At 69.2% G+C, this 23,883-nt stretch carries 25 protein-coding genes; 21 read left to right on the forward strand and 4 right to left on the reverse strand.

Annotated elements, in window-relative coordinates; all coding sequences use genetic code 11:
* The first annotated feature begins 7 nt into the window (after positions 1-7).
* The 19 genes from LCI23_RS15685 (at position 8) to pncB (ending at position 16,795) form a co-directional block, all read left to right on the forward strand.
* Positions 8-2,827 (forward strand): formate dehydrogenase subunit alpha, encoded by a 2,820-nt coding sequence (locus LCI23_RS15685; protein ID WP_224947378.1) that lies wholly within the window; start codon positions 8-10, stop codon positions 2,825-2,827.
* Between the two features lie 43 nt (positions 2,828-2,870).
* Positions 2,871-3,542: a formate dehydrogenase FDH3 subunit beta gene (gene fdh3B, locus LCI23_RS15690; RefSeq protein WP_235584460.1), complete on the forward strand. Its 672-nt coding sequence runs from the start codon at positions 2,871-2,873 to the stop codon at positions 3,540-3,542.
* Positions 3,539-3,754 carry a hypothetical protein gene (locus LCI23_RS15695; protein ID WP_224947380.1) on the forward strand — a complete coding sequence of 72 codons (216 nt, stop codon included), beginning with the start codon at positions 3,539-3,541 and terminating at the stop codon, positions 3,752-3,754. The genes fdh3B and LCI23_RS15695 overlap by 4 nt, the downstream gene beginning before the upstream one ends.
* 10 nt (positions 3,755-3,764) lie before the next feature.
* Positions 3,765-4,871, forward strand: coding sequence for a formate dehydrogenase subunit gamma (locus LCI23_RS15700; RefSeq protein ID WP_224947381.1), 1,107 nt, complete (start codon positions 3,765-3,767; stop codon positions 4,869-4,871).
* A gap of 19 nt (positions 4,872-4,890) precedes the next feature.
* The gene (locus tag LCI23_RS15705; protein ID WP_224947382.1) at positions 4,891-5,346 is read left to right on the forward strand and encodes a hypothetical protein; all 456 of its coding nucleotides are present in this window, start codon (positions 4,891-4,893) and stop codon (positions 5,344-5,346) included.
* Positions 5,343-6,149, forward strand: a complete 807-nt coding sequence (locus LCI23_RS15710; protein WP_224947433.1) for a hypothetical protein — start codon at positions 5,343-5,345, stop codon at positions 6,147-6,149. The genes LCI23_RS15705 and LCI23_RS15710 overlap by 4 nt, the downstream gene beginning before the upstream one ends.
* 2 nt (positions 6,150-6,151) lie before the next feature.
* Entirely contained in the window at positions 6,152-6,592 is a 441-nt protein-coding gene (locus tag LCI23_RS15715) for a DUF3305 domain-containing protein (protein ID WP_224947383.1), read from the forward strand.
* A gap of 11 nt (positions 6,593-6,603) precedes the next feature.
* Complete coding sequence (locus tag LCI23_RS15720; protein ID WP_224947384.1) at positions 6,604-7,164, forward strand: DUF3306 domain-containing protein; 561 nt, start codon at positions 6,604-6,606, stop codon at positions 7,162-7,164.
* Complete coding sequence (locus LCI23_RS15725; RefSeq protein WP_224947385.1) at positions 7,161-8,828, forward strand: 4Fe-4S binding protein; 1,668 nt, start codon at positions 7,161-7,163, stop codon at positions 8,826-8,828. Before LCI23_RS15720 ends, LCI23_RS15725 begins: the two co-directional genes overlap by 4 nt.
* A 13-nt stretch (positions 8,829-8,841) precedes the next feature.
* The gene (locus LCI23_RS15730) at positions 8,842-10,542 is read left to right on the forward strand and encodes an AMP-binding protein (protein ID WP_224947386.1); all 1,701 of its coding nucleotides are present in this window, start codon (positions 8,842-8,844) and stop codon (positions 10,540-10,542) included.
* A 432-nt stretch (positions 10,543-10,974) separates the two neighbouring features.
* On the forward strand, positions 10,975-11,421 hold the full coding sequence (locus LCI23_RS15735; RefSeq protein WP_224947387.1) for a hypothetical protein: 447 nt from the start codon (positions 10,975-10,977) through the stop codon (positions 11,419-11,421).
* Positions 11,422-11,492: 71 nt separating this feature from the next.
* Positions 11,493-11,690, forward strand: coding sequence for a hypothetical protein (locus tag LCI23_RS15740; protein WP_224947388.1), 198 nt, complete (start codon positions 11,493-11,495; stop codon positions 11,688-11,690).
* Positions 11,683-12,600, forward strand: a complete 918-nt coding sequence (locus tag LCI23_RS20705) for a universal stress protein (protein WP_224947389.1) — start codon at positions 11,683-11,685, stop codon at positions 12,598-12,600. Before LCI23_RS15740 ends, LCI23_RS20705 begins: the two co-directional genes overlap by 8 nt.
* A gap of 38 nt (positions 12,601-12,638) precedes the next feature.
* Complete coding sequence (locus LCI23_RS15750) at positions 12,639-13,367, forward strand: hypothetical protein (RefSeq protein ID WP_224947390.1); 729 nt, start codon at positions 12,639-12,641, stop codon at positions 13,365-13,367.
* Positions 13,346-13,684 carry a GreA/GreB family elongation factor gene (locus LCI23_RS15755; RefSeq protein WP_224947391.1) on the forward strand — a complete coding sequence of 113 codons (339 nt, stop codon included), beginning with the start codon at positions 13,346-13,348 and terminating at the stop codon, positions 13,682-13,684. Before LCI23_RS15750 ends, LCI23_RS15755 begins: the two co-directional genes overlap by 22 nt.
* Positions 13,685-13,880: 196 nt before the next feature.
* Positions 13,881-14,330 (forward strand): hypothetical protein, encoded by a 450-nt coding sequence (locus LCI23_RS15760; protein WP_224947392.1) that lies wholly within the window; start codon positions 13,881-13,883, stop codon positions 14,328-14,330.
* Positions 14,323-14,985, forward strand: a complete 663-nt coding sequence (locus LCI23_RS15765; RefSeq protein WP_224947393.1) for an N-acetyltransferase — start codon at positions 14,323-14,325, stop codon at positions 14,983-14,985. The genes LCI23_RS15760 and LCI23_RS15765 overlap by 8 nt, the downstream gene beginning before the upstream one ends.
* An 85-nt stretch (positions 14,986-15,070) precedes the next feature.
* Positions 15,071-15,592 (forward strand): SET domain-containing protein, encoded by a 522-nt coding sequence (locus LCI23_RS15770; RefSeq protein ID WP_224947394.1) that lies wholly within the window; start codon positions 15,071-15,073, stop codon positions 15,590-15,592.
* Positions 15,593-15,601: 9 nt separating this feature from the next.
* Positions 15,602-16,795: a nicotinate phosphoribosyltransferase gene (gene pncB / locus LCI23_RS15775; RefSeq protein ID WP_224947395.1), complete on the forward strand. Its 1,194-nt coding sequence runs from the start codon at positions 15,602-15,604 to the stop codon at positions 16,793-16,795.
* Here the strand turns inward: pncB and LCI23_RS15780 are convergent, their stop codons facing one another.
* The gene (locus LCI23_RS15780) at positions 16,796-18,382 is read right to left on the reverse strand and encodes a methyl-accepting chemotaxis protein (RefSeq protein ID WP_224947396.1); all 1,587 of its coding nucleotides are present in this window, start codon (positions 18,380-18,382) and stop codon (positions 16,796-16,798) included.
* 206 nt (positions 18,383-18,588) lie between these two features.
* Here LCI23_RS15780 and LCI23_RS15785 point away from each other — a divergent pair, with 206 nt between their 5' ends.
* Complete coding sequence (locus LCI23_RS15785) at positions 18,589-19,338, forward strand: GAF domain-containing protein (RefSeq protein WP_224947397.1); 750 nt, start codon at positions 18,589-18,591, stop codon at positions 19,336-19,338.
* A gap of 91 nt (positions 19,339-19,429) precedes the next feature.
* On the forward strand, positions 19,430-19,843 hold the full coding sequence (locus LCI23_RS15790) for a DUF4019 domain-containing protein (RefSeq protein ID WP_224947398.1): 414 nt from the start codon (positions 19,430-19,432) through the stop codon (positions 19,841-19,843).
* Between the two features lie 3 nt (positions 19,844-19,846).
* Here the strand turns inward: LCI23_RS15790 and LCI23_RS15795 are convergent, their stop codons facing one another.
* The 3 genes from LCI23_RS15795 to LCI23_RS15805 all read right to left on the reverse strand — a co-directional run bounded on the left by LCI23_RS15795 (position 19,847) and on the right by LCI23_RS15805 (position 23,850).
* Positions 19,847-20,917, reverse strand: coding sequence for a major royal jelly family protein (locus tag LCI23_RS15795; RefSeq protein ID WP_224947399.1), 1,071 nt, complete (start codon positions 20,915-20,917; stop codon positions 19,847-19,849).
* Positions 20,914-22,107 (reverse strand): DNA topoisomerase IB, encoded by a 1,194-nt coding sequence (locus LCI23_RS15800; protein WP_224947400.1) that lies wholly within the window; start codon positions 22,105-22,107, stop codon positions 20,914-20,916. Before LCI23_RS15800 ends, LCI23_RS15795 begins: the two co-directional genes overlap by 4 nt.
* A gap of 93 nt (positions 22,108-22,200) precedes the next feature.
* Positions 22,201-23,850 carry a Na+/H+ antiporter gene (locus tag LCI23_RS15805; protein ID WP_224947401.1) on the reverse strand — a complete coding sequence of 550 codons (1,650 nt, stop codon included), beginning with the start codon at positions 23,848-23,850 and terminating at the stop codon, positions 22,201-22,203.
* Positions 23,851-23,883 lie beyond the last annotated feature (33 nt).

Raw genomic sequence — 23,883 nt, forward strand, 5'->3', positions numbered from 1 at the left:
AGCCAGCATGTCCCTAGTCAAGTCCGTCCGCGACAGCGGACTCAAACGGCGCCGCTTCCTGGTCGGTGCCGGTGTCGCCGCCGGCGCCGGCGCCCTGGCCCGGCAACTGCCACTGAACGTGATCGAGCCGGCGCGGGCCGATCCGGTGCCGGACGCCCCGGTACCCACCGAGATCAAGCGCACCGTCTGTACCCATTGCTCGGTGGGCTGCTCGGTGGACGCGGTGGTGGCCAACGGCGTCTGGGTGCGCCAGGAAGCCGCCTTCGATTCGCCCATCAACATGGGTGCGCACTGCGCCAAGGGCGCGTCGGTGCGCGAGCACGCCTTTGGCGAGCACCGCCTGCGCTACCCGATGAAACTGGTGAACGGCAAGTACCAGCGCATCTCCTGGGACCAGGCCATCAGCGAGATTGGCGACCGGCTGCTCGACCTGCGCCAGAAGGCCGGGCCGGATGCGCTGATGGTGATCGGCAGCTCCAAGCACAGCAACGAACAGGCCTACCTGCTGCGCAAATGGGTCGCGTTCTGGGGCTCCAACAACTGCGACCACCAGGCGCGCATCTGCCACTCGACCACGGTCGCGGGCGTGGCCCAGACCTTCGGCTACGGGGCGATGACGAATTCCTTCAACGACCTGCACCACAGCAAGGCCGTGATGTTCATCGGTTCCAACCCGGCCGAGGCCCACCCGATCTCGATGCTGCACTTCCTGCACGCCAAGGAACTGGGTGCGAAGATGATCGTCATCGACCCGCGCTTCACCCGCACGGCGCGCTTCGCCCATCACTACGTGCGGGTGCGGCCGGGTACCGACATCCCCCTGGTGTGGGGCATCCTGTGGCACATCTTCCAGAACGGCTGGGAAGACAAGGAATACATCGCGGCCCGTACCTGGGGCATGGAGGATGTCCGCAAGGAGGTCGCGAAGTGGACGCCGGACAAGGTTTCGGATATCACCGGCGTGCCGGAAGCCTCGGTCCGCATGGCGGCCGAGATGCTGGCCAAGAACAAGCCATCCTCGGTGGTCTGGTGCATGGGCATCACCCAGCACCACGTCGGCACCGCCAACGTGCGCGCCCTGTGCATCCTGCAGCTGGCGCTCGGTAACATTGGTGTTCCCGGCGGCGGCGCCAACATCTACCGCGGGCACGACAACGTGCAGGGCGCGACCGACGTCGGGCCCAACGGCGAATCGCTGCCCGGCTACTACGGCCTGGCCGAGGGCGCCTGGAAGCATTTCGCCAGCGTCTGGGGCGTCGACTACAACTGGATCCTGTCGCGCTTCGGCTCCAAGGAGCTGATGGAAAAGCCCGGCATCACGGTGTCGCGCTGGTTCGACGCGGTGAATGAAGAGAACAAGTACATCGACCAGCCGAGCAACCTGCGCGCGGTCATCTACTGGGGCCACGCGCCGAACAGCCAGACCCGCCTGCCGGACATGAAGGCCGCCATGCAGAAGCTCGACATGCTGGTGGTGATCGACCCCTATCCGAGCATGACGGCGTCGATGCACGGCCGCACCGATGGCGTCTACCTGCTGCCGGCCGCCTCGCAGTTCGAGACCTCGGGCTCGTGCACCGCCTCGAACCGCAGCATCCAGTGGCGCGAACGCGTCATCATGCCGCTGTTCGAGTGCAAGACCGACCACGAGATCATGTACCTGTTCGCCAAGAAGTTCGGCTTCCACGAGGAACTGTGCAAGAACATCAAGGTCGTGATGAACGAACCGGTGGTCGAGGACATCCTGCGCGAGATCAACCGCTCCTGCTGGACCATCGGCTACACCGGCTGCTCGCCCGAGCGCCTCAAGCTCCACATGGAGAACAAGCACACCTTCAACCCGACCACCATGCGCGCCGACGACGGTCCGTGCAAGGGCGACTATTATGGCCTGCCGTGGCCGTGCTGGGGTACGCCCGAAATGAAGCATCCCGGCACCCCGATCCTGTACGACATCAACAAGAGCGTGGGCGAGGGCGGCATGCCTTTCCGCGCCAACTGGGGCGTCGAGCACAACGGCTCCTCGCTGCTGGCGGCCGACGGCTCGACCAACAAGGACAGCCAGCTTGACACCGGCTATCCGGAGTTCGACCACGTGTTCCTGAAAAAGCTCGGCTGGTGGGCCGAACTGACGCCCCAGGAGCAGGCCATGGCCGAGGGCAAGAACTGGAAGACCGACAACTCGGGCGGCATCATCCGGGTCGTCATCGCCCATGGCTGCGCGCCCTATGGCAATGCACGGGCCCGCTGCAACGTGTGGAACTTCCCCGACCCGGTGCCCGTCCACCGCGAGCCGCTGGCCTCGCCGCGGCGCGACCTGGTCGCCAAGTACCCGACCTACGACGACAAGGCCAACTTCTGGCGCCTGCCGACCTTGTACAAGTCGGTGCAGGAAGTCGACTATTCGAAGGACTATCCGCTGATCATGACTTCCGGACGCCTGGTCGAGTACGAAGGCGGGGGCGAGGAAACCCGTTCCAACCCCTGGCTCGCCGAGCTGCAGCAGAACATGTTCGTGGAGATCAACCCGCGCGACGCGGCCCAGATCCGGGCAAAGGTCGGCGACTACGTCTGGGTCGAGACCCCGACCGGGGCGCGCCTGAAGATGATGGCGATGGTGACCGAGCGCGTGCCGATCGGGCTGGTGTGGGCACCCTTCCACTTCGGCGGCTGGTGGATGGGCGAAGACCTCGAGCGCCACTATCCCGAAGGCGGCGCGCCCACCGTGCGCGGCGAGGCCATCAACACGGCCTGGACCTACGGCTACGACGCCGTGACGATGATGCAGGAAACCAAGGTGTCGCTGTGTCGGGTCGTCAAGGCCTAGTGCGCCTCACCAACCAGCGGAGGAGGATGGTATGGCCGCAAGAATGAAATTTATTTGCGACACGGAGCGCTGCATCGACTGCAACGGCTGCGTAACCGCCTGCAAGAACGAACACGAGACGCCCTGGGGCATCAACCGGCGCCGCGTGGTGACCATCAACGACGGCATCCCGGGTGAGCGCTCGGTGTCGGTGGCCTGCATGCACTGCACCGACGCACCCTGCCTGGCGGTGTGCCCGACCAACTGCATCTATCACACCGAGGACGGCATCGTCCTGCACAGCAAGGACCAGTGCATCGGTTGCGGCTACTGCTACTACGCCTGTCCGTTCGGCGCGCCGCAGTTCCCGGAGACGGGCATGTTCAACCACCGCGGCAAGATGGACAAGTGCACCTTCTGCGCCGGCGGTCCGGAACCGGATACCTCGGAAGCCGAGTTCAAGAAGTACGGACGCAACCGCATTGCCGAGGGCAAGCTGCCGGCCTGCGCCGAGCAGTGCGGCACCAAGGCCCTGCTGGGCGGCGAGGCCAACCAGATCGCTGACATCTACCGCCAGCGCGTCGAGACCCGCGGCTACGGTCCCGAGCTGTGGGGCTGGAAGATCGCGTACGGCCGCCCGAAACGGGGCGGCGAGATCAAGACCAAGGGCGACCTGCCGCGTGTCAACCAGCAAACCGGCGACGTGCAGAACCAGCCGGGGAGGTTCCCGCAATGAAGCTTCTCCGCTACTGTGTCCTGGCGCTGCCACTGCTGCTGGCAGGCTGCCTCGAAGTCGACCAGCATCCCGAATGGTTGCACGGCAAGTACGCCGGCAAGGAAGACAACCGGCATTTCCAGACCCGCTTCCACAGCGACCGGCTGGCCTGGTCGGCCGCCGTCCAGGACCGCGGCATGAAGCAGAACGAGTACAACCGGGCCAACCCGTAAGGAGCCGACCATGTCCGCCACTTCCCTGCGCGCGAAGCTCCCCGTCTGGCAGGCGCTGCTGCTGGTCCTGCTGGTCTCCGCGCTGCTGCTCCCGTCCGCCTGGGCCGGCGTACCGAACAAGGATGCCAAGCCCGCCTATGCCGAGGAGCAGACCATGCTCCAGATCGAAGCCGATTCCGTCGTGCCCGAGCCCGGCATGGGCAACGCGGCGTCGGGCCGGGTCCACATGGACCGCAACTACCTGGGCCAGTACGGCGCCACCGAGGCGAATGTCATCGTCCAGCGCGGCGGCAACACCTGGCGCCACCTGCGCAACGGCCCGCTGGCGAGCATCGCCGGCTTCATCCTGCTGGCGGTGCCTTTCCTGATCTTCGTGTTCTACCAGATCATCGGCGCGGCCAAGGAAGTGCCGGCGTCCGGACGGCGCATCAAGCGCTTCACCGCCTGGGAGCGCCATGTGCACTGGGCCACGGCCTATACGTTCATCGCGCTGGCGGTCACCGGCATCATCATCATGTACGGCAAGAACATCATGCTGCCCTGGATGGGGCACGACCTGTTCTCCTGGTTCGCCATCATCTCGAAATACCTGCACAATTTCGTCGGGCCGCTGTTTATCGTGTGTTCGATCCTGATGTTCATTACCTTCGTGCGGCGCAACTTCTTCAACCGGAACGACTGGCAGTGGGTGAAGCAGGGTGGGGGACTGGTGTCGCACAGGCACGTGCCGGCCGGCTTCTTCAATGCTGGCGAGAAGGCCTGGTTCTGGCTCGGCGTGACGCTGCTGGGCATCGTGATGTCGATCTCCGGCCTGATCCTCGACTTCGTCACCTTCGGACAGACCCGCTGGGTGCTGCAGGCGGCGAACTACCTGCATATCGGCGGCGCCGCCCTGTACATCGCCGCGGCCATGGGCCACATCTACATCGGCACCTGGGGCACGCCGGGCGCCTACCAGGCCATGCGCGAAGGCACGGTCGACGAGAACTGGGCCGCCGCCCACCACGCCCTGTGGCACGAAGAGGTCAGGAACGGCACCGCCACCGATCCGGCGCACCGGCCGCATCCGGACAAGGCCCCGGGCCGGTCTTCCCCGCGGCCCGGTCCCGCGCACTGAGCGGCCCATGAGGGACACCATGAAAGCATCCACCATCCTGATCCATGGCGCGCTGGCCGTTCTGGCGCTGGGGGCCAGCGGCTGCGACCGCGGCCGCCACCCGAGCGTGGGCGGCATCGAGCAGACCAAGTATCCGGGCCAGGTCTCGGCGGGCGGGCGCAGCAGCGGCGCCATCATCGCCAGCACCGCCAAGCCAGTGACCGACGCGACCTATGCCGGCGGCCAGCCCGGCATCGCGGGCGGCGCGGGCGGTACCACGGGCGGCGCGGCCACCGCCGGCACCGTGCAGGAAACCGGCCAGGGGCCGACCTCGGGCGTCACCCCGCCTTCGGGCGCGCAGCCAGGCACCCAGACCCCACCGGGCGACCACGGCCGCACGGCGGCACCCGCCCCCGGCACGGTCGAGGCGCCGGCCGCCACCAATACCGCGCCGCAGGGACCGGCGGCGCCAGGCACACTGGGAGCGAAGCAATGAATACCCCATTTCACCACCGCTGCTTGCGCGCCGCGCTGGCCGTCCTGCTGGCCTGGGGCGGCGCCGCCTCGGCTGCATTGCCGGCGCTGACGCCGGCCCAGCAGCAGGAAGCCGCGGCCAAGAAGGCGGCGGCCGATGCCAAGGCCGCCAAGGACAAAGAGGCGCTCATGGCCACGATGGACGCCCTGAGCAACCGCTGGCGCGCGCAGGCATCCTCGAAGGGCTGGCGCATCAACCCGCCGGTAACGATTGCCGCGGCCCCGGCTGCAACGGTGACCGCCGCTCCGGGCGCCGCCATGCCGGCCGGCGCCGCCCCGGGCGTGACGCCGCCACCGGGCGCGGCCGGTATCGCCGGCACGGGTACCATGGCGCCGGGCGCCGTCGCCAACCCGCAGGCGCCCGGCGCCGCGCCACCGGGCGCGGCTGGTATCGCCGGCACGGGTACCATGGCGCCGGGCGCCGTCGCCAACCCGCAGGCGCCCGGCGCCGCGCCACCGGGCGCGGCGCGCGCCGCCGCTGCCGCCGGCATGGTGCCGCCGGGCGTGACCCCGCCGAACGCAGGCATGCCCGCGGCAGCGCCGGCCAACGCCGCGCCGGGCTCGGCCGCGGCCGCCCCGGCCACCGGCGCGGCCCCGCTCAGTCGCCAGGCGCTGAACGCGGCCAACGTCCCGATCAAGAGCGAGAAACTGGGCACCGCGGCGCCCAGCGAAGACGTGAAGAAGGTGCCGACCAGGTCCGTTCCGAAAGGCGTGGGTCCGGCGGTCGAGAAGGAACACAGTCCCAAGACGGCGAACAAGCAATGAAGATGGCAAGCATGCCGATCGCGGTGATCATGCAGCGCCGCACCGTGCAGCACCGCTGGGCCGACGAGGCCTGGGGCGCCGTGGGCGTGGTGCCCGACCGTGGCGACCTGCCGCGCCTGCAGGTGCTCAGCGAAAGCCCGGAACGCGACTACTACCTGGTGTCCGGACTCGAGCTCGAGCTGTACACCGACGAGCACGAGGGCTACTACGAGAACTGCATGGCGCCGGAATCGAAGGTCTTCGTGCTGTGGCGCATGGAGGAGGGCAAGGCGGTCCCGGTGCGCGCCTCGGTCAGCTACGTCGAAGGCACGCGCATGTTCGACTCGGGCGAACAGGCCGACGGCGTGGCCATGCCCGCCGACATCTACGCCTGGCTGGCCGCCTACCTGCGCGAACACTACCAGCCCCAGCCGAGGGGCCGGCGCGGCCGCCAGCACGGATGAGTGGAACGACGATGCCCGACGAAGGCTTCCTGCGGCGCTGGGCGCGCCTGAAATCCGGCGGCGAGCAAGCGCCCGCCGCGCCCGACCGTGCGCCGGCCGCGCCCTCACGCGGGGCCGCAATCGCCCGGCCGGCCGCGGCCGAGGCCAAGGCAGTGGCGCTCCCGCCGCCTGCCGGCGGCGCCGGCACGGCGCAGGAGCAGCGTCCCCCGCCGACCCTGGAAGACGCGGCCTGCCTCACCCCGGAGGACGATTTTTCCGCCTTCGTGGCCAGGGGCGTCGACAAGTCGGTGCAGCGCCTTGCCCTGAAAAAATTGTTCGCCGATCCGCATTTCAAGCTGGTCGACGGACTCGACCTCTACATGCACGACTATAACCAGGCGGCGCCGCTCGCGCCGGAAGTGCTGGCTTCGCTCAAGCATGCCCCCGACGTGCTGTCGCGGCTGTTCGGCGAGCCGCCGGCCGACGGCGGGGCCGCCGCAGGGCAGGCCCAGGCCCAGGCGCCTATCCAGGCAGATGGACCGGCGCCCGAGGCCGCGCCGGCGCCGCCGTCCACACCACAAGGGAACGCATGAACATCCGATTCACCGAGCATCCACCGTCCGACCCGCTGCAGGAGGGCCGCGACGCCCAGGCCAGGAGCGCCGCCATCCTGGCCGCCGACGCGTTTCCCCCATACGAAGCCACGCTCACCGTGGACTACCGCTCGGCCGGCCGCACGCTGGTGGTCGGCTCCGCGGAGCAGGCCCTGCCGTGGGCCGACCGCCTGGCGGCGAGCCTGCCGGTCACCGTGCTGCTGCTCGACCAGCAGGATGCGCTGCCGTCCCGGCCGTATCCGGTGCACGTGGCGCGCGCGGTGGCGCTGGCCGGCTGGCTGGGCGCCTTCGAGGCGCGCTGGCAGGCGCCCGGCCAGCCGGCCGGCCAGGGCCGCTTCGACCTGGTGCTGGACCTGGCCCCGAGCCGCCTGATTCCGAGCCACCAGCGGCCGCATGGCTACCATGCACCCGGCTACGACGAAGCGGCCCGGCTGGGAGCGGTCGAGGCCATGCGCGAGATGGTGGGCGAGTTCGAGAAACCGAAGTATTTCGCCTACAAGGAGCGCAGCTGCGCCCATGGACGCAACGGCCAGAAGGGCTGCAGCGCCTGCATCGAGATCTGCTCGGCCCAGGCCATTGCCGGCGACGGCGACCGGATCAAGGTCAATCCCTACCTGTGCGCCGGCTGCGGCGCCTGCTCCACCGTCTGCCCGACCGGTGCCATCAGCTATGCCTTCCCGCCGGCCGCGCTCACCGGCAGGCGCATGCAGGCGGCGCTGCGCGCCTTCCGCGAGGCCGGCGGCGCCGAGCCGGTGTTCCTGCTGCACGATCCCGAGCACGGCGCGGCCCTGCTGGGACAATTGGGGGAGGCCGTGCCGGGCCGGATCATCCCGCTCGCGCTGCAGCACACGGCATCGACCGGCATCGATGTCTGGCTGGCCGCCGTGGCCTACGGGGCGGCCGGGGTCGCGGTGCTGATGACCGGCCACGAAGCGCCCCAGTACGTGGCCGCGCTCGACCGGCAGATGGAGATCGCGCAGGCGGTGCTCGACGGTCTCGGCTACCAGGGCCCGCACGTGCAACTGCTGCGGGTCGGCGCACCGGAAGAACTGGCGCTGGCGCTGCGTCATGCGCCGCGCGGCCAGGTGCCCGCCGAGCCGGCCGTGTTCCACCTGGCGAACGACAAGCGCAACTCGCTCGACTATGCGCTCGCCCACCTCCACCTGCACGCGCCGCGCCAGCCGGACCAGGTGGCGCTGCCGGCCGGCGCGCCCTTCGGGGCGCTCGAGGTCGACCGCAAGGCGTGCAGCCTGTGCATGTCCTGTGTCGGCGCCTGCCCGGCGGGCGCGCTACAGGATGGGCAGGGCGCACCGCTGCTGCGCTTCATCGAGCAGAACTGCGTGCAGTGCGGCCTGTGCGCCAGCACCTGCCCCGAGGACGCGATCACGCTGGTGCCGCGCCTGTCCTTCCAGGAGACGCGCAAGCATGCAGTGGTGCTCAACGAATCGCAGCCCTTCCACTGCATCCGCTGCGACAAGCCTTTCGGCACGCTGCAGATGGTCGAGAACATGCTCGGCCGGCTGGCGGCGCATCCGGCCTTCAGTGGCCACCTCGACCGTTTGCGCATGTGCGGTGACTGCCGCGTGATCGACATGATGGAGCCGGCCGGCGAGATGCGCGTGACGGCCCTGAAGCGGGACTGACCCAGGAGACACCATGACGCCAACCCAGCGCTTCCTGCAGGCGCGCGACTTCCTGCTGCAGCACCGTCTCGACTACGAGACCGCCTATTGCGACTACCGCGCACCCCAGCTCGACCGCTTCAACTGGGCGCTCGACTATTTTGACCAGATGGCAAAAAACAACGGGGCGCCCGCGCTCTGGGTAGTCGAGGAGGATGGCAGCGAGCACAAGGTTTCCTTCGCCGACATGGCGGCGCGCTCCAGCCAGGTGGCCGAGTACCTGCGCCTGTGCGGGGTGAACCGGGGCGACCGCGTGCTGCTGATGCTGCCGAACCGGGTCGAGCTGTGGGAGACCATGCTGGCCGGGATCAAGCTCGGCGCGGTGCTGGTGCCGACCACCATGCTGGTCTCCGGCGCCGACCTGCAGGACCGGCTCGAGCGCGGCCAGGTCAGGCATGTCGTGGCCCTGGCCTCGGAAGCGCACAAGTTCGAGGGCATGGCGGGCAGTTTCACCCGTATCGCGGTCGGCTGCCAGGGTGCTGCCTCGAAGCCGGAGGGGTGGCACGATTTCGAGGACAGCCGCGGCGTGCTGTCGGTGTTCAGCCCGCACGGGGACACCCGGGCCACCGATCCCCTGCTGCTGTACTTTACCTCCGGCACCACGGCCAAGCCCAAGCTGGTGCTGCACAGCCACCAGAGCTATCCGGTGGGTCACCTGTCGACCATGTACTGGATCGGCCTGCAGCCGGGCGACCTGCACTGGAACATCTCCTCGCCCGGCTGGGCCAAGCATGCGTGGAGCTGCTTCTTCGCGCCCTGGAACGCGGGCGCCACCATCTTCGTCTACAACTACGAGCGCTTTTCCAGCAAGGCGGCGCTGGACACCATCGTGCGCTGCGGCGTCACCTCGCTGTGCGCGCCGCCCACCGTGTGGCGCATGATGATCAAGGAAGACCTGTCGGCCTGGCGCCCGCCGCTGCGCGAACTGGTGGGTGCGGGCGAACCGCTCAATCCGGAAGTGATCGAGCAGGTGGAGCAGGCCTGGGGCATCCGCATCCGCGACGGCTTCGGCCAGTCGGAAAGCACCTGCCAGATCGGGAACCCGCCCGGCCAGCCGCTCAAGCCCGGTTCGATGGGTCGGCCGCTGCCTGGTTACCGGGTGCAACTGCTCGATATCGACGACCAGCCGGCCGAGGAAGGCGAGATCGCGCTCGCGCTCGATCCGGCCCCGCTCGGCCTCATGCTGTGCTACGAGGGCGACGAGGAAAAGACCGCCGCCGTCATGCGTGCCGGCCACTACCACACGGGCGATACCGCCACCGTCGACGGCGACGGCTATTACTTCTACGTCGGGCGCAACGACGACGTCTTCAAGTCGTCCGACTACCGAATCAGCCCGTTCGAACTGGAGAGCGTGCTGATCGAGCACGAGGACGTGCTGGAAGCGGCCATCGTGCCGAGCCCGGACCCGCTGCGGCTGTCGGTGCCGAAGGCGTTCATCACGCTGCGCCAGGGCGTCGCGCCTTCGCGCGAGCTGGCCGGCGCGCTGTTCGCCTTCGCGCGCGCGCGCCTCGCGCCCTACAAGCGCATCCGGCGCATCGAGTTCCGCGAGCTGCCCAAGACGATCTCGGGCAAGATCCGGCGCGTCGAACTGCGCCGGGAAGAAGCCGGACGCGCCGCCGCGGATGGGCAGGGGCAGGGCGTGGAATACCGCGAGGAAGAGTTCCCCGCCTGAACGGTGCTGCCCTACGGCGGCGCGCCCGGCGCCTGGCGCAGGCTCGGTTGACGAAAAAACCAGGTGGTATATACTGGTCCGGTATCCAATCCGATGAGTTCCGACCCGAACATGCGCAGCATCCTCCATCACGGCATCCGTTGTACCTCCAGCGTGCGAACCCCGCGCGCTGGTGCCGTTGGCGCTGCCCGGGTTGCAGACCATTTCCGCCACCATCCGCTGTCGCTCGGACTGAGCGTCTTCCACGCCCGTCTCGCGCAGCGATCGACGCGCGATCTCGCCTGCCTCTCCTGAGCTCGGCGAGAGCCTCCGGGCTCTCCCGAGCGTCCACCACAAGCATCGTCTGAAGCGCTGCGCATCTGCTGAAGCAGGTGCCGCGGCACGCCATTCGTTCCTGTTGGCCAGCCCGCATCGGGCTGGGAAAGGCAAACCATGTGTACCCAAACCTACCTCAGCCAGCGCGACCTGGCTGTCCTGACACGTCTCATACGGGCGCGCTCGACCGATCCCGAACGGATCGAGGCCGCCGTGCGCCGCCTCGCGAGCCTGACCGCGCTCGCGCGCGCGCTTCCCAGCGGCGGCGACGTCGGCAGCGGGGGGCGCCGTGTCGCGCTCGGGTCGAGCGTGCGCTACCGCATCGCTTCCTGCGGCACCGGCGTCCATCCACGCCTGCCGGGAGGCGCCGACATCGATGCGATCGTGATCGCCTGCCCCCAGGATGCGCAGGCCATGGCGCCGCGCGTCCCGGTGCTGGCCCCGCTTGCGCTGGGCCTGCTTGGCCACGCCGAGGGCTGCACGGTCGACATCGCGCTCGCGTTTGGACGCAGCCTGCGCCTGGAAATCGTCGAGGTGCAGCCGGCGCCACACCTGCCGTGCTGATGTCTCGCGCGATGCCGGTGCGCGGCATCGGACGTCCCCGTCACCTGTCACCAACGCAAGAAGGAGATGCCATGAGCGATCAAGAGCACAAGCCGGCGCCCGGGCCGCAGCCCGGCCCCGTGGAACGCATCGCCGCCGCAGGCCAGCGTAGCGCGGCCCTGCGGCGCCAGCTGGACGACGCGCTGCAGGAGCTGGCCTACCGGCAGCGCGTCGCGGCGCTCGCACGCCACGCCCCGAACAAGGCCGTCCAGGGAGGGTACCGTGCGTAGCATCGACCGGATCCTGCTGGCCATCCATGGCACCCATCCCGGACGGGTCGAAACGCGGGCCGCGCTGCTGGCGCCCGCGCTGGGCATCGATGCCTTCGATGTGCTGGCCCTGCACTGGGCCGGCACCGGGGTGCGTCCCGCCACCGCCTACAGCCACGTCCAGGTCGACGGCGGCAGGCTCAGGGCGCTGGTCGAGGGCGAGCCCAGGGAACTCGGCGCCTTCGCGGCCCCCGGGGAGCTGGACAAGGTGTGGACGGTCCGGCGCGGCCGTCCGGCCGACGTCATCGCCGGCACCGCAGACAGCATCGGGGCCGACCTGACCCTGATGGCGGGCAGCGGCCGGCCGCACCTGCCACTATGGGCGCGGCCCTCGCGCGACGCCGACGTGGTACGCCTGTGCCGTGGGGCCATGCTGCTGGTGCATGGCGAACCGCGCCACGAATACCGCAGCGTGGTGGTGGCCACCGACTTCTCGCGCGCCTCGCTGGCGGCGGCGCGCACGGCGGCGCTGCTCGCGCCCGACGCCCGCTTCGTCTTCGTGCATGCCTTCCAGCAGCCGGAAACGGCCATGATGCACGACCTGGAATTGCCGCCGCGCGTCATCCGTTCCTACCGCGAGCAGGGCTGGGAAGCCGCGCGCAGGAAGCTCGACGAGTTCGTCGCGCTGTTCCTGCGCGATGTGCCGCCCGGCCGGCGCGAAGTGCATGCCGGACGTGCCGTCGACGTCATCCGCGACTGCGTGCGGCGCCAGCAGGCCGACCTGCTGGTGCTGGGACGCGGCGCCTGCCATCCGGGCGCGCGGCTGTCCAGCAGCAAGGTGATGCAAAAGCTGATGGACGAGGGAGCATGCGACCTGCTCGTGGGGCCGGACCGGCCAGGCGACGGCAGCGACCGGCGCCTGGCGGCCTGAAGAACGCAACAAGCCAGCATCGATCGAGGAGGAATGATGTGGTCACCGAAACCTGCTCCCTGCCGCTGGAGAGCGGCGCGGTCCGGCCTGGCGGCGAAATGCTCGTGCTCCACTGGCAAGCGCATCCTTGCGGGCCGGTGAGGCATAACGCCGCGCGCGCGCTCGGGGCGCTCAGGGCGCCCGACGGCGGCGCGCGACCCGTGCTGCTGGTGCGTAGCGGCTTGCCGCGGCCCTATCGTGGCGGCCAGGCGCTGTTCCCGACCGACCTCTCGCGGTCTTCGCTGGACAGTCTGCGGTGCGCCATGGGCATGCTGCCGCCGATGCGCTTCACGCTCCTGCACGGCTGCCGCGTCAGCGGAGAAGGCAGCATGCGTGCCGCGGGCGTCGGCGACGCCGCGCTCGATGCCTGCCGCCGCCGCAGCGAAGCCGCCGCGCGCGCGGCCGGCCAGCGCTTCGCCGCGCAACTGGAAGAGGGCGAGGTCCGCCCGATGCTCGCGCTGCAGCGCCAGCCGTGGTACGCGGTGGTGGCCGGGCATGCCGCCATGGCGCGGCCGGACGTGCTGGTGCTGTCCCAGGCCGCAAGCGGCCCATGGGCGGCGTGGCGCTGGCGGGCGCACGTGCGTGCGCTGCTGGCCCGCACCGGGTGCGACCTGCTGTTGCTGCCGTGCGTGCGCGGCCCGTACCCCGGCCTGCGGCCGGTTTCCTTAACGTCGGCCAGCCCTGCCCGGGCTGGGAAAGGCATCGTATGTGCTCCAGGCAGACCCTGAGCCAGCACGATCTGGCCATCCTCCACCGCTTCGCGCGCGAGCACGGCATCGGCGCCGACGCGCGCGACACCAGCGCGATCCTGATCGCCTGCCCGTATGACGCGCATGTCCTGCTGGCGCGGGTGACCATCCTGTCGCCGCTGGCACTGGGGCTGCTCGGGCATGCCGAAGGATGCAGCGTCGCGATCGAGCTGCCGCACGGGCATGCGATGCAGGTCGACATCGTCGGCGTGGAAGGGCCGGCACGCATGGCGCATGCGGCGCCGCTGGTCTCGCTGAATGCCTATGCCGGCCACGCGCGACAGGGGACGGCATGATGCCTGTTACTTCCACCGGCATCTACCGGTCAGGCCGGACGCGGGGCCACGCCGGCCTTGCGCTGGCTCGGGCTTGCGCCGGCGCCGGCTGCCCACGCGCCGCGCTGCAGGTTCCGAGCTAGCTGGCAAGCACGATCCGCGGCCCGGAGGCCGCGGCATGACGATGCCCCGCCTGGGGCGAACTGGAGGAAAATCGATGTCAATGTACCGACCGGGATTGTTTGACCGGGATGCGGCGCTGCGCGCCAGGCAACGCATGGAGCAGAGGGTGGAGCGGCGCAGCAAGCGGCGTCTTGCGAAACACCTGTTGGAGCGCAAGGCGCAATGGCGGCGCAATGTGCTCAAGGCCTTGGCCGTCACGCTGGCGGCGCTGCTGGCCGGGCAGCTGATGTTCGGCGAGGTCGCCGCGGCGGCCCAGCCTGGCGGCACGCCGCCTGCGCCGTGCGCAGAGGCGCCGCGCGTCGTCTGGGCGTCGGGTGAACGTGCGCGGCCCGGTCACCCAATCGGGTTCTGCACAAGCTGGCGCACCAGCTTCGCGATCGACTCCATCTGCCGGGAATGCAGCGCGCAGGTGCAGGGGCGCGCGCGCCCGCGCCAGCTGCTGAGCGGCCACTGGGTACCGCGCTGCGGAGCCGACGATGGCTGACACGATCCTGGCGCCCGGATCCGGCTGGGACTGGCGCCGCCCGGTGGAGCTCAGGATCGACGTGGTGCACCGTCCCGAGGACCTGGGGCGCGAACTCGATGAGCTGTACCGCCGCATGCAGCGCCCTGGCCACCGGCTGCACGGGCTGGCCACGGTGCCGGTGGCGCCGGGCGATTATCCGGGCCTGGTGTTTCGCCACCGGGAAGCCGACGGCGAACACTATGTCTATGTGGAAGACGTCCAGCTGCGGCGCCTGGCCGGCTACACGGTGTTCAACCGCCTGGTGGAGCTGGACCGGCGCGCCGACCGCCACCTGCGCGCGCCGCATTCCAAGTATCGGCCGGCCTACCAGCGCCGCGGCCTCGCGAGTGCGGTCTACCGCTGGTGGCTGGACGGCGGTAACTGCCTGATCAGCGGCGCGCGCCAGTCGGCCGGCGCCCATGCGCTCTGGCGCTCGCTCGCGCGCCGGCGCGAACTGCTCTACGTGGCGCTGCGTGACAAGAAGCTGTGCCAGCAGGCGCCAGCTGTCGCGCATTCGCCGGGCGACGATTTCCATAGCCGGATGGTCCTGCTCGGGGACGGCTGGAGCACCGAGCGCCTGGTGTCCAGCGCCGGGATGCTGCCTTGTGAGGGCGGGCGCCCGGCCCCGGCCTGAACTTGCCGCCGCGCTTCAAAATGTGCGGCAGCGCGCGGGCGATTGGCGCCATAATACGTGCTCGACATGCCCACCCAAGGACCCGATGAGCACCAGCGCACGTACCGCCGCCGCCAAGGCCTACGAAGTCAGGAAGTCTCCCATCCACGGCAACGGCGTGTTCGCGCTCAGGCCGATCGCCGCCGGCGAGCGCATCATCGAATACCGGGGCGAGCGCATCAGCTGGGACGAGGCGACCGGGCGCGCGGCGCAGGCCGGCGGACCGGTCAACCACACCTTCTACTTCACGCTCGCCGATGGCCGCGTGATCGACGGCGGCAGCCGCGGCAACGCGGCGCGCTGGATCAACCATGCCTGCTCGCCCAACTGCGAGGCCTTCGAGGACGAGGGCCGGGTCTACATCCATGCGATGCGCGACATCGAGCCAGGCGAGGAGTTGAACTACAATTACGCGTTGATCTATGACGAGCGCCACACGCCAGCGCTCAAGAAGCTGTTCGCCTGTCGCTGCGGCACGCCGGGCTGTACCGGCACCATGCTGGCGCCGAAGAAGCGCAGCACGAGGCGCAGCGGGAAACGCCAGCACGACGATGCCGCCACCGCCTGAAGGAGTCCGATGAAACCCGTTGTCCGCAGCCTGCTCGAGACCGACCTGTACAAGTTCACCATGTGGCAGGCGCTGCTGCACAGCCATCCGGGCGCGAACGGGGAGTATGAATTCCGCTGCCGCAACGAGCCGGCCTATCCGCTGGCCGAGCTGAAGGAAGAGGTGGAGCGCGAGCTCGACCACCTGTGCTCGCTGATGTTCACCGAGGATGAAGTAGCCTACCTGCGCGGCCTGCGCTTCATCAAGAGCGACTTTGCCGACTTCCTCACGCTGTTCCGCTTCCAGCGCAAGTTCATCCAGGTCGAGACCGACGGTCCGCACCTGCGCATCCGCGCCACCGGCCCGCTGGTGCACGTGATGGGCTTCGAGATCTTCGTCCTCTACATCGTCAACGAACTGTACTTCCGCCGCTTCGACCGCGAGGTGGCGCTGGCCGAGGCGCGGGTGCGGCTGCGCCAGAAGATCGACGAGCTGCGCGCCTTCGAACAGGAGCCGCCGCGCGCCACTCCTTTCGAGTTCTTCGACTTCGGCGTGCGCCGGCGCTTTTCCGGCGATTGGCAGGACGAAGTGGTGGCGACCCTGGCGCGCGAGCTGCCGCATTTCTTCAAGGGCACCTCGAACGTCTACCTGGCGAAGAAATACAAGCTGGTGCCGATCGGGACCATGGCCCACGAATACCTGCAGGCCTACCAGGCCTTCGGGGTGCGCCTGCGCGACTTCCAGACCGCCGCGCTGGAAGACTGGGTACAGGAATATCGGGGCGACCTGGGCACCGCGCTGACCGACGTGGTGGGCATGAACGGCTTCCTGCGCGACTTCGACCTGTATTTCGCCAAGCTGTTCGACGGCCTGCGCCATGATTCGGGCGATCCGGTGGAGTGGGGCGAGAAGGCGCTGGCGCACTACGCCCGCCTGCGCATCGACGCGCGCTCCAAGCGCATGGTGTTCTCGGACGCGCTGACCGTGCCCAAGGCGCTGGCCCTGTACCGCCACTTCGCCGACCGCACCATGTGCGGCTTCGGCATCGGCACCAAGCTCACCAACGACACGCCTTATCCGGCGCTGAATATCGTCATGAAGCTCACCCGCTGCAACGGGCAGCCGGTGGCCAAGTTGTCCGACACGCCGGGCAAGTCGATGTGTACCGACGAGACCTTCCTGGCCTACCTGCGCCAGGTATTCGAGCACCCGGGCCCGGGCTGATCAGCGCAGCGCCAGCCGGGGCCGCGGGTCGCCTGCCGGTTCGTCCAGCTGGAAGGTGTTCACCACCGCCGCCAGCGCCTCCGCCTGCTGGCGCAGCGACTGCGCCGCCGCTGCCGCTTCTTCCACCAGCGCCGCATTCTGGACCGTCATCTCGTCCAGTCGCGCGATGGCGCCGTCGACACGCTCGATGTCGGCGCGCTGGACGCTGCTCGTGGTGCTGATCTGCGCCATGATGCCGCTGACGCGGTGCACGCCGTCGACCACCTGGCGGATCGTTGCGCCGGCTTCGCCCACCAGCACGGCGCCCATGCCGACCTTGGTCACCGAGTCCTCGATCAGCGCCTTGATCTCCTTGGCCGCGCCGGCGGAGCGCTGCGCCAGGTTGCGCACCTCGCTCGCCACGACCGCGAATCCGCGGCCCTGTTCGCCCGCGCGCGCGGCCTCGACCGCCGCGTTCAGCGCCAGGATGTTGGTCTGGAAAGCGATGCCGTCAATGACCGCGATGATGTCGACGATCTTCTTCGAGGAAGCGTCGATCAGCGCCATCGTGCTGACCACTTGTTCCACCGCGGCGCCGCCCTTGACCGACATGCCCGACGCGCTGCCGGCCAGCTCGCTGGCCTGCGCCGCGTAATCGGCGTTCTGGCGCACCGATTCGATCAGGTGCCGCATGGCGCTCGCGACTTCTGCCAGCGCGGCGGCCTGGGTCTCGGTACGTGTCGACAGGTCGAGGTTGCCCGACGCAATCTGGACCGATGCCGAGGCGATCGCATCGGTTCCGCCGCGCACCTTGCCGACGATGGCGCTCAGGCCGTCGCGCATCGCGCTCATCGCGTACAGCAGGCTGGACGGACGGGCGCGGGTCGTGTCCACCGGGTGGTGCAGCTCGCCGCCGGCGATCGCCTGCGCCACCCGGGTGGCATAGGCCGGCTCGCCGCCGAGCTGGGCCAGCAGGCTGCGCACCAGCACCAGCGCCACCAGCACGCATAGCAGCACCGCGAGCGCGCTCAGGCCGGTGATCCAGTAGCGCGCCCCGGACGCCTCTGCCTTGGCCGTGTCGACCGCCGCGGCGGTGCGCGCCTGCAGCTGTTTCAGCAGCAGGTCGATGTCGGCCACGATGCTCCGCCGCAGCGGGCTGCATTCCTCGACCAGGAAGCGGCCGAAGCCGTCCAGGTCGCCGCTGGCCAGGAAGGCGCGCGGCCGTTCCAGTTCGCGTGCCATCGCCAGCATGCCGGCCCGGACCTTGCCGTATTGCGCGTCGCCGCGCAGGCTCGGGTCGAGGCGGGCGAGGGCGGCCAGGTACTCGGCCTTGCGTGCGTCGACAAGGTCGAGTTCGCGCCGCGCCGCCGCCTCGTCCTTGAAGATATAGGCGTTACGGGCCGCGATACCGGTCTGGGCCAGTGCTTCGCGCGCGGCATACAAGGGTTCCAGTTCGCTGTTCCTGACCGCGTCGGCGCCGTGCAGTGCGGCTTCGATGCTGTTCACGCGCGATACCGAGAATGCGGCGAGGATGAGGGTGAGCGACAGGATCAGCGCAAATGCGGTGGTCAGCCTGCTCGCAATGCCGGCCTGATGAAGAAAGCGCATGGTAGCCTTCTATGTAAAGACAAAAAAAGTTGATAAAAGACCAAGATGAAATGAGGAATTCGGTCCTGATTATGCACTAAGAATTTCCCATTGGCAATTAAATATGATGTATTTGTTGGTAAGGGAAACTAATCTCTGGAATGCGTGTTTTAAATGATGAATTTCGTCATTTCGGGTATACTTCCACCGGATAACCAGGACAGCCAATGCAGAGCAAGTTCACCGAAGAGGATCCGATCCTCACTACCAGCGCCGCGGCCCGCATGCTGGGTGTCGCGACCAGTACCGTCCAGCTGTGGATGGAAAGTGGCGCCATCCCCTCATGGAAGACGCCGGGTGGCCACCGCCGCACCCGCCGGAGCACGATCCAGGCCATGCTGGACCGTACCGGTCCGCTGTCGGGCTCCCTGTCCGGCGAAACCCTGGTGCAGGCGCCGACCGATCCCGAATTCCTCCTGCAGGGAGACGAAACCTATCCGGCCGCAGCCGACGAAGCGCGCCGCCTGGCCGCGCTGGCGGCATCCGGCCTGGTCGACAGTCCGCAGGAGGAGCGCTTCAACCGCATCGTGCGGCTGGCGGCCACCGTGACCGGTTCGCCGATCGCGCTGGTATCGCTGCTCACCGCGCGTCGCCAGTGGTTCAAGGCGCGCATCGGCCTGGGTCCGCAGGAAACCCCGCGCGAATGGGCCTTCTGTTCGCATGCCATCCTGCAGGATGCACCCTTCATGGTCGAAGATGCCGCCACCGACGAACGTTTCCGCGAGAACCCGCTGGTGCTGGCCGAGCCGCATATCCGCTTCTACGCGGGGGTACCGCTGCGCGACCGCAGCGGCCTGCCAATGGGTACATTGTGCGTGATCGACCGCGAGCCGCGCCGCCTGCGCTCGGCCGAGCTGCAGGCACTGTGCGACCTCGCGGACATCGCCTCGTCCGAGTTCCAGTCCAAGCGCGCGTAAGGGCCGGGCCGCAGCTGCAACAAAGCGCGACAATCGGGCGGGAGTGTTCGGTTATGCTGTCTGGCGTTTCGTCAACCACCAGGGAAGCGCCATGAAATTCGCTGCCGTTTTGCTGTCCGTCGCCGCCGTGATCCAGCCTGCCGGCGCCCAGGAGCCCGCCGGCGCCGTCCAGGCCGCAAGCGCCGCGGCCGCAACCTGGCTGGCCATGGCGGACGAGGGCAAGTATGCCGACAGCTGGAGCCAGGGCGCGAGCGAGCTCCGCGCCGCCGTCAGCCAGGAACAGTGGAACGCGGCCCTGCGCAGCGCGCGCACGCCGCTTGGCGCCGTCAAGTCGCGCAAGCTCGCCTCCAGCCGCTACACCCGCTCGTTACCGGGTGCCCCCGACGGCCACTATGTGGTGCTGCAGTACCAGACCGAGTTCAAGGCCCGCAGCAGCATCGAGACCGTGATCCCGATGCGCGAGGCGGATGGCAGCTGGAAGGTGTCGGGCTATTTCATCCAGTAAGGGCTAGAAACTGCCGCCCACCAGCTTCCACAGCTGGGTCGGCAGCGCGGGCGGCGCGTCCGGCTTGAAGAAGGCCGAGTCCTGGATGTGCGAGGCGGTGAGGTAGACCGTGCCGTCCGGGCCCTGGGTGAAGGTATCGGGCCAGCGCAGGCGCGGGTCCTGCACCAGGATGCGCGGCGCACCCGACGGCCCGGCATCGAGGTCGCGCACCTTCACCGCATCGTCTTCCACGGCGCTGAGCAGCATCTTGTTGCTGCCGCGCGGGATCAGGAGGCCGTCGGACACGCCGTTGCGGCCATATTCTTCGACCTCGTCCCCGACATCCTCGCCGCGCAGGCCCTTGCCGGTCAGGACGCTGGTGGCGATGCGGTACAGGGTGTCGCCCTTGATCGCCTGCCAGTACAGCCACTGGCCGTCGTCCGACAGGGCGATGCCGTCGGCCGAGAATTCCACGCCGCGTCCGTCCGGGCGGCGCAGCTCCCGGCCGTCGGCGGTGACCACCAGGCCCTTCCTCATCTGGGTCGATGGGTGGCCGTCCAGCAGGCGCACGGTCTTGCCGGCGTCCAGGTCGAGCACCAGCAGGGCGCCGACCACGCCGGAATCGGTGATGAAGGCGTACTTGCCGTCCTTCGAGAAGCGCACGTCGTTCAGGTAGGAGCCCTGCGGAGCGGCGTCCTCGTCGAACACGATGCTGCGGGTGACGCGGTCGTCCGCCAGCGCGACCTGTACCAGCTTGGCGCCGCCGGAGACCAGGTGGGCCTGGGCCGGGGCGGCCGGGTCCAGTACCCACAGGCTGCCGCGGCCGTCGGCCATGATGCTCTGCACGCAGACCCAGTGCCGGTCCGGCTCCAGCTCGTCCTTGCGTGCGTTGCGCCAGGCGTTCCAGCCAGCGTCGGGGTAGGGACGCAGGCTGCCATCCTGGCGCAGCTCGGCCACCGATACGGCGCTGTCCTCGGTCCAGCGCGGGAAATTCACGAAGAGCCGGCCGTCTTCGGAGACCGAAACGCCGGTCACCTGGTGGTCGAAGGCGGCCACCTGCTCGATGGCCCATCCGCTTGTATCATCCCTGTTCATGCGCTTCCTCTCATTGTCTGTGCGGCCGCGCGGCGCGGGCCACGCTTGCGCGCCCCCTCCCGCCGCTCCCTTTCCTTGTTCTTCACCCGCTCCTGCTCCTGCTCCTGCTCATGGCGCAGGCGCTGCTGCAGCATGGCCAGCACCGCCGCTTCTTCCGGCTGCAGGGCATGCAGGTCGTCCAGCAGTTCCTGCTCGGTGCGTTCGCGCAGGCTTTCCAGTACCGTGCCTTCCAGGTAGGCGTCCAGCACCACCGGATGCACATAGCACTTGCGGCACACCGAGGGCGTATTGCCGAGTTTCTCGGCCACCGACTCGATCGCGCGCACGATGTTCTTCTTGGCCTGGGCTTCGGAATCGAACTTCTCGAATTCCTGCAGGGCCAGCGCCGCCAGCACCGTGCCCGACCAGGTGCGGAAATCCTTGGCGGTATAGTCTTCACCGGTGATGGCGCGCAGGTAGTCGTTGACGTCGCTTGAATCGATGCTGCGGGTTTCGCCCTCGTCGTCCACGTACTGGAACAGTTCCTGTCCTGGCAGGTCGCGCGCGCGGCGGATGATGCGCGCCACGCGCCGGTCATGCACCTGCACCTTGTGGTACACGCCGCTCTTGCCGCGAAAGCGGAACTCGACCTCGCTGCCGTCCACCTTGACATGGCGGTTGCGCAGTGTGGTCAGGCCGAAGGACTTGTTGGTGCGCGCGTATTCCTCGTTCCCGACCCGCATCATGGTCGCTTCCAGCAGGTAGACGATGGTGGCCAGCATCTTCTCGCGCGGCATGCCGGGCAGGGACAGGGCCCGGTCGACCTCCGTGCGGATCGCGGGCAGGGCCTGGCCGAAGCTCAGCATGCGCTCGTACTTCACTTCGTCGCGCACGGCGCGCCATTTCGGGTGGTAACGGTATTGCTTGCGGCCGCGCGCGTCGCGGCCGGTGGCCTGCAGGTGGCCGTTGGCCTGGGAACAGATCCAGACGTCGGTCCAGGCGGGCGGGATCACGAGCGACTTGATGCGCCTGATCGTTGCCTCGTCGGTCACCGGGTCGCCGGCGGCGTCGAGGTAGCGAAACCCGTCTCCCTGCCGTTCGCGCCGGATGCCGGGCCGGTCGTCATGGACGTAGCGCAGGCCCGCGGCCCTGGCGGCGGCAGGCGGGTCGCTGAGTGGCGCGGCGGCGCTGGCGTGTTCTTCGCTGGGCATGGTATGGCTTTTTCGCTGTGGGGTCGCCCGATCCTACCCCGTCGCCGCAGCCGCCACCGTTAGGAAGATAACGTAGTCCCGCCCAAGGAAGGCCTAGTGTCCGCCCCTGGAGCGGTAGCGCGCCTCGACCAGGTCGATTTCCTGCACCAGGCGGCGCGCCGTTTCGTCGGACAGCTGGTTGTGGCGCGCCATGTGCAGCAGCACCTGGCGTTCGGCGTTCAGGGCCGCCAGGCGATAGTGTCGTTCGGCTTCCTCGGCCACCCGCGCGCGCGCCGGATGCAGGCCGTCGCTGCTGCCACCGCCAAGACGGTGCTGGTACAGGCCGCGCACCTGTTCCGCCGCGCTGGCGTGGATCTCGGCATCCTGTTCGTCGAGAAGCCGGGGCGGGCCGGCCCGGTCGATCGCGCCCAGTGCCGCCAGCGTCGCCGCCTGGCGCGCCTGCTCTTCCTCGGCCTCGGCCGCGGTCTCCGGCGGCAGTTCGAGCCCGCGCAGCAGGCGTGGCAGGGCGACGCTGGCCACCACCAGCGAGACCACGATCACGGCGCTGGCCAGGAACACGGCGAGGTCGCGTCCCGGGAAGGGTTCGCCGCCGGGCATGGCCAGCGGCAGGGTCAGGATGCCGGCCAGGGTAATCGCGCCGCGCACCCCGGCCAGCGAGGTGGCGAAGATCAGGCGCTTGCGCGGCATGATGCCCTCGCGGCCGTTGCGCAGCGCCAGCATGCGCGAGGCCCGCAGCGACACCCACACCCAGGCCAGGCGCAGCAGGATCAGGCTCAGGCTGATCAGGAGCGCGTTACCGGCCAGCCACCAGATATCGCGCGGCTCCGGCAGGTCCGGGCCATGCAGGGCGGCGCGCACGATGTCCGGCAACTGTTCGCCCAGCAGCACGAACATCACGCCGTTGAGCGCGAACTGCACGGTGTCCCACACCACGTTGCGGCGGATCCGGGTGGTGGCCAGCGCGCGGCCGCTCAGCTCCACATAGCTCATCGTGATGCCGGCCGCCACCGCGGCCAGGATGCCGGACGCGCCAATGTGCTCGGCCACGATGTAGGCGCCGAAAGGCAGCAGCAGGTTGAGCAGGATCGAGGCGCCGGCTTCCTCGCCGAAGTGCCTGGCCAGCAGCCGCTGCGCGATGCCCATGGCCAGGGTGAGCAGCACACCGCTGGCGATGCCGGCCAGCGCCACCCACACGAAGGTCAGGGCCGCGCTGGACAGCGAGAAGGTGCCGGTGAGGGTGGCCGCCACCGCGAAGCGGAAGCACACCAGGCCGCTGGCATCGTTGAGCAGGGATTCGCCTTCCAGGATGTGCATCAGGCGCGGCGGGATCGGCACCCGCGCCGCGATCGAGCCCACCGCCACCGGGTCGGTCGGGGCCAGGATCGCGGCCAGCGCGAACGAGACCGCCAGCGGCAGCTCGGGGACCAGCCAGTGGATCAGGAAGCCGGCTCCCAGCACGGTGAACAGTACCAGACCCAGCGCCAGTTCCAGGATCACGCCCTTGTCGCGCAACAGGCCGACCTTGGGGATGCGCCAGCCGTCCAGGAACAGCAGCGGCGGCAGGAACAGGATGAAGAAGGTATGCGGCTCCAGGCGCACCGGGTGCCAGCCCAGGCCGGCGATCGCGGCGCCCAGGGCGATCTGCACCAGCGGCAGGGGAAGGGCAATCGGCAACAGCCGCACCAGGTAGCCGCTTGCCACCACCGCCAGCAGCATGGCCAGCACGACCCCGACTTCACCCATCTGCGCGCTCCTGTAGGGAAAACCGGATGATAA

The sequence above is a fragment of the Massilia sp. MS-15 genome, from assembly GCF_020176695.1.
GTDB classification, from domain to species: domain Bacteria; phylum Pseudomonadota; class Gammaproteobacteria; order Burkholderiales; family Burkholderiaceae_D; genus Telluria; species Telluria hydrophila.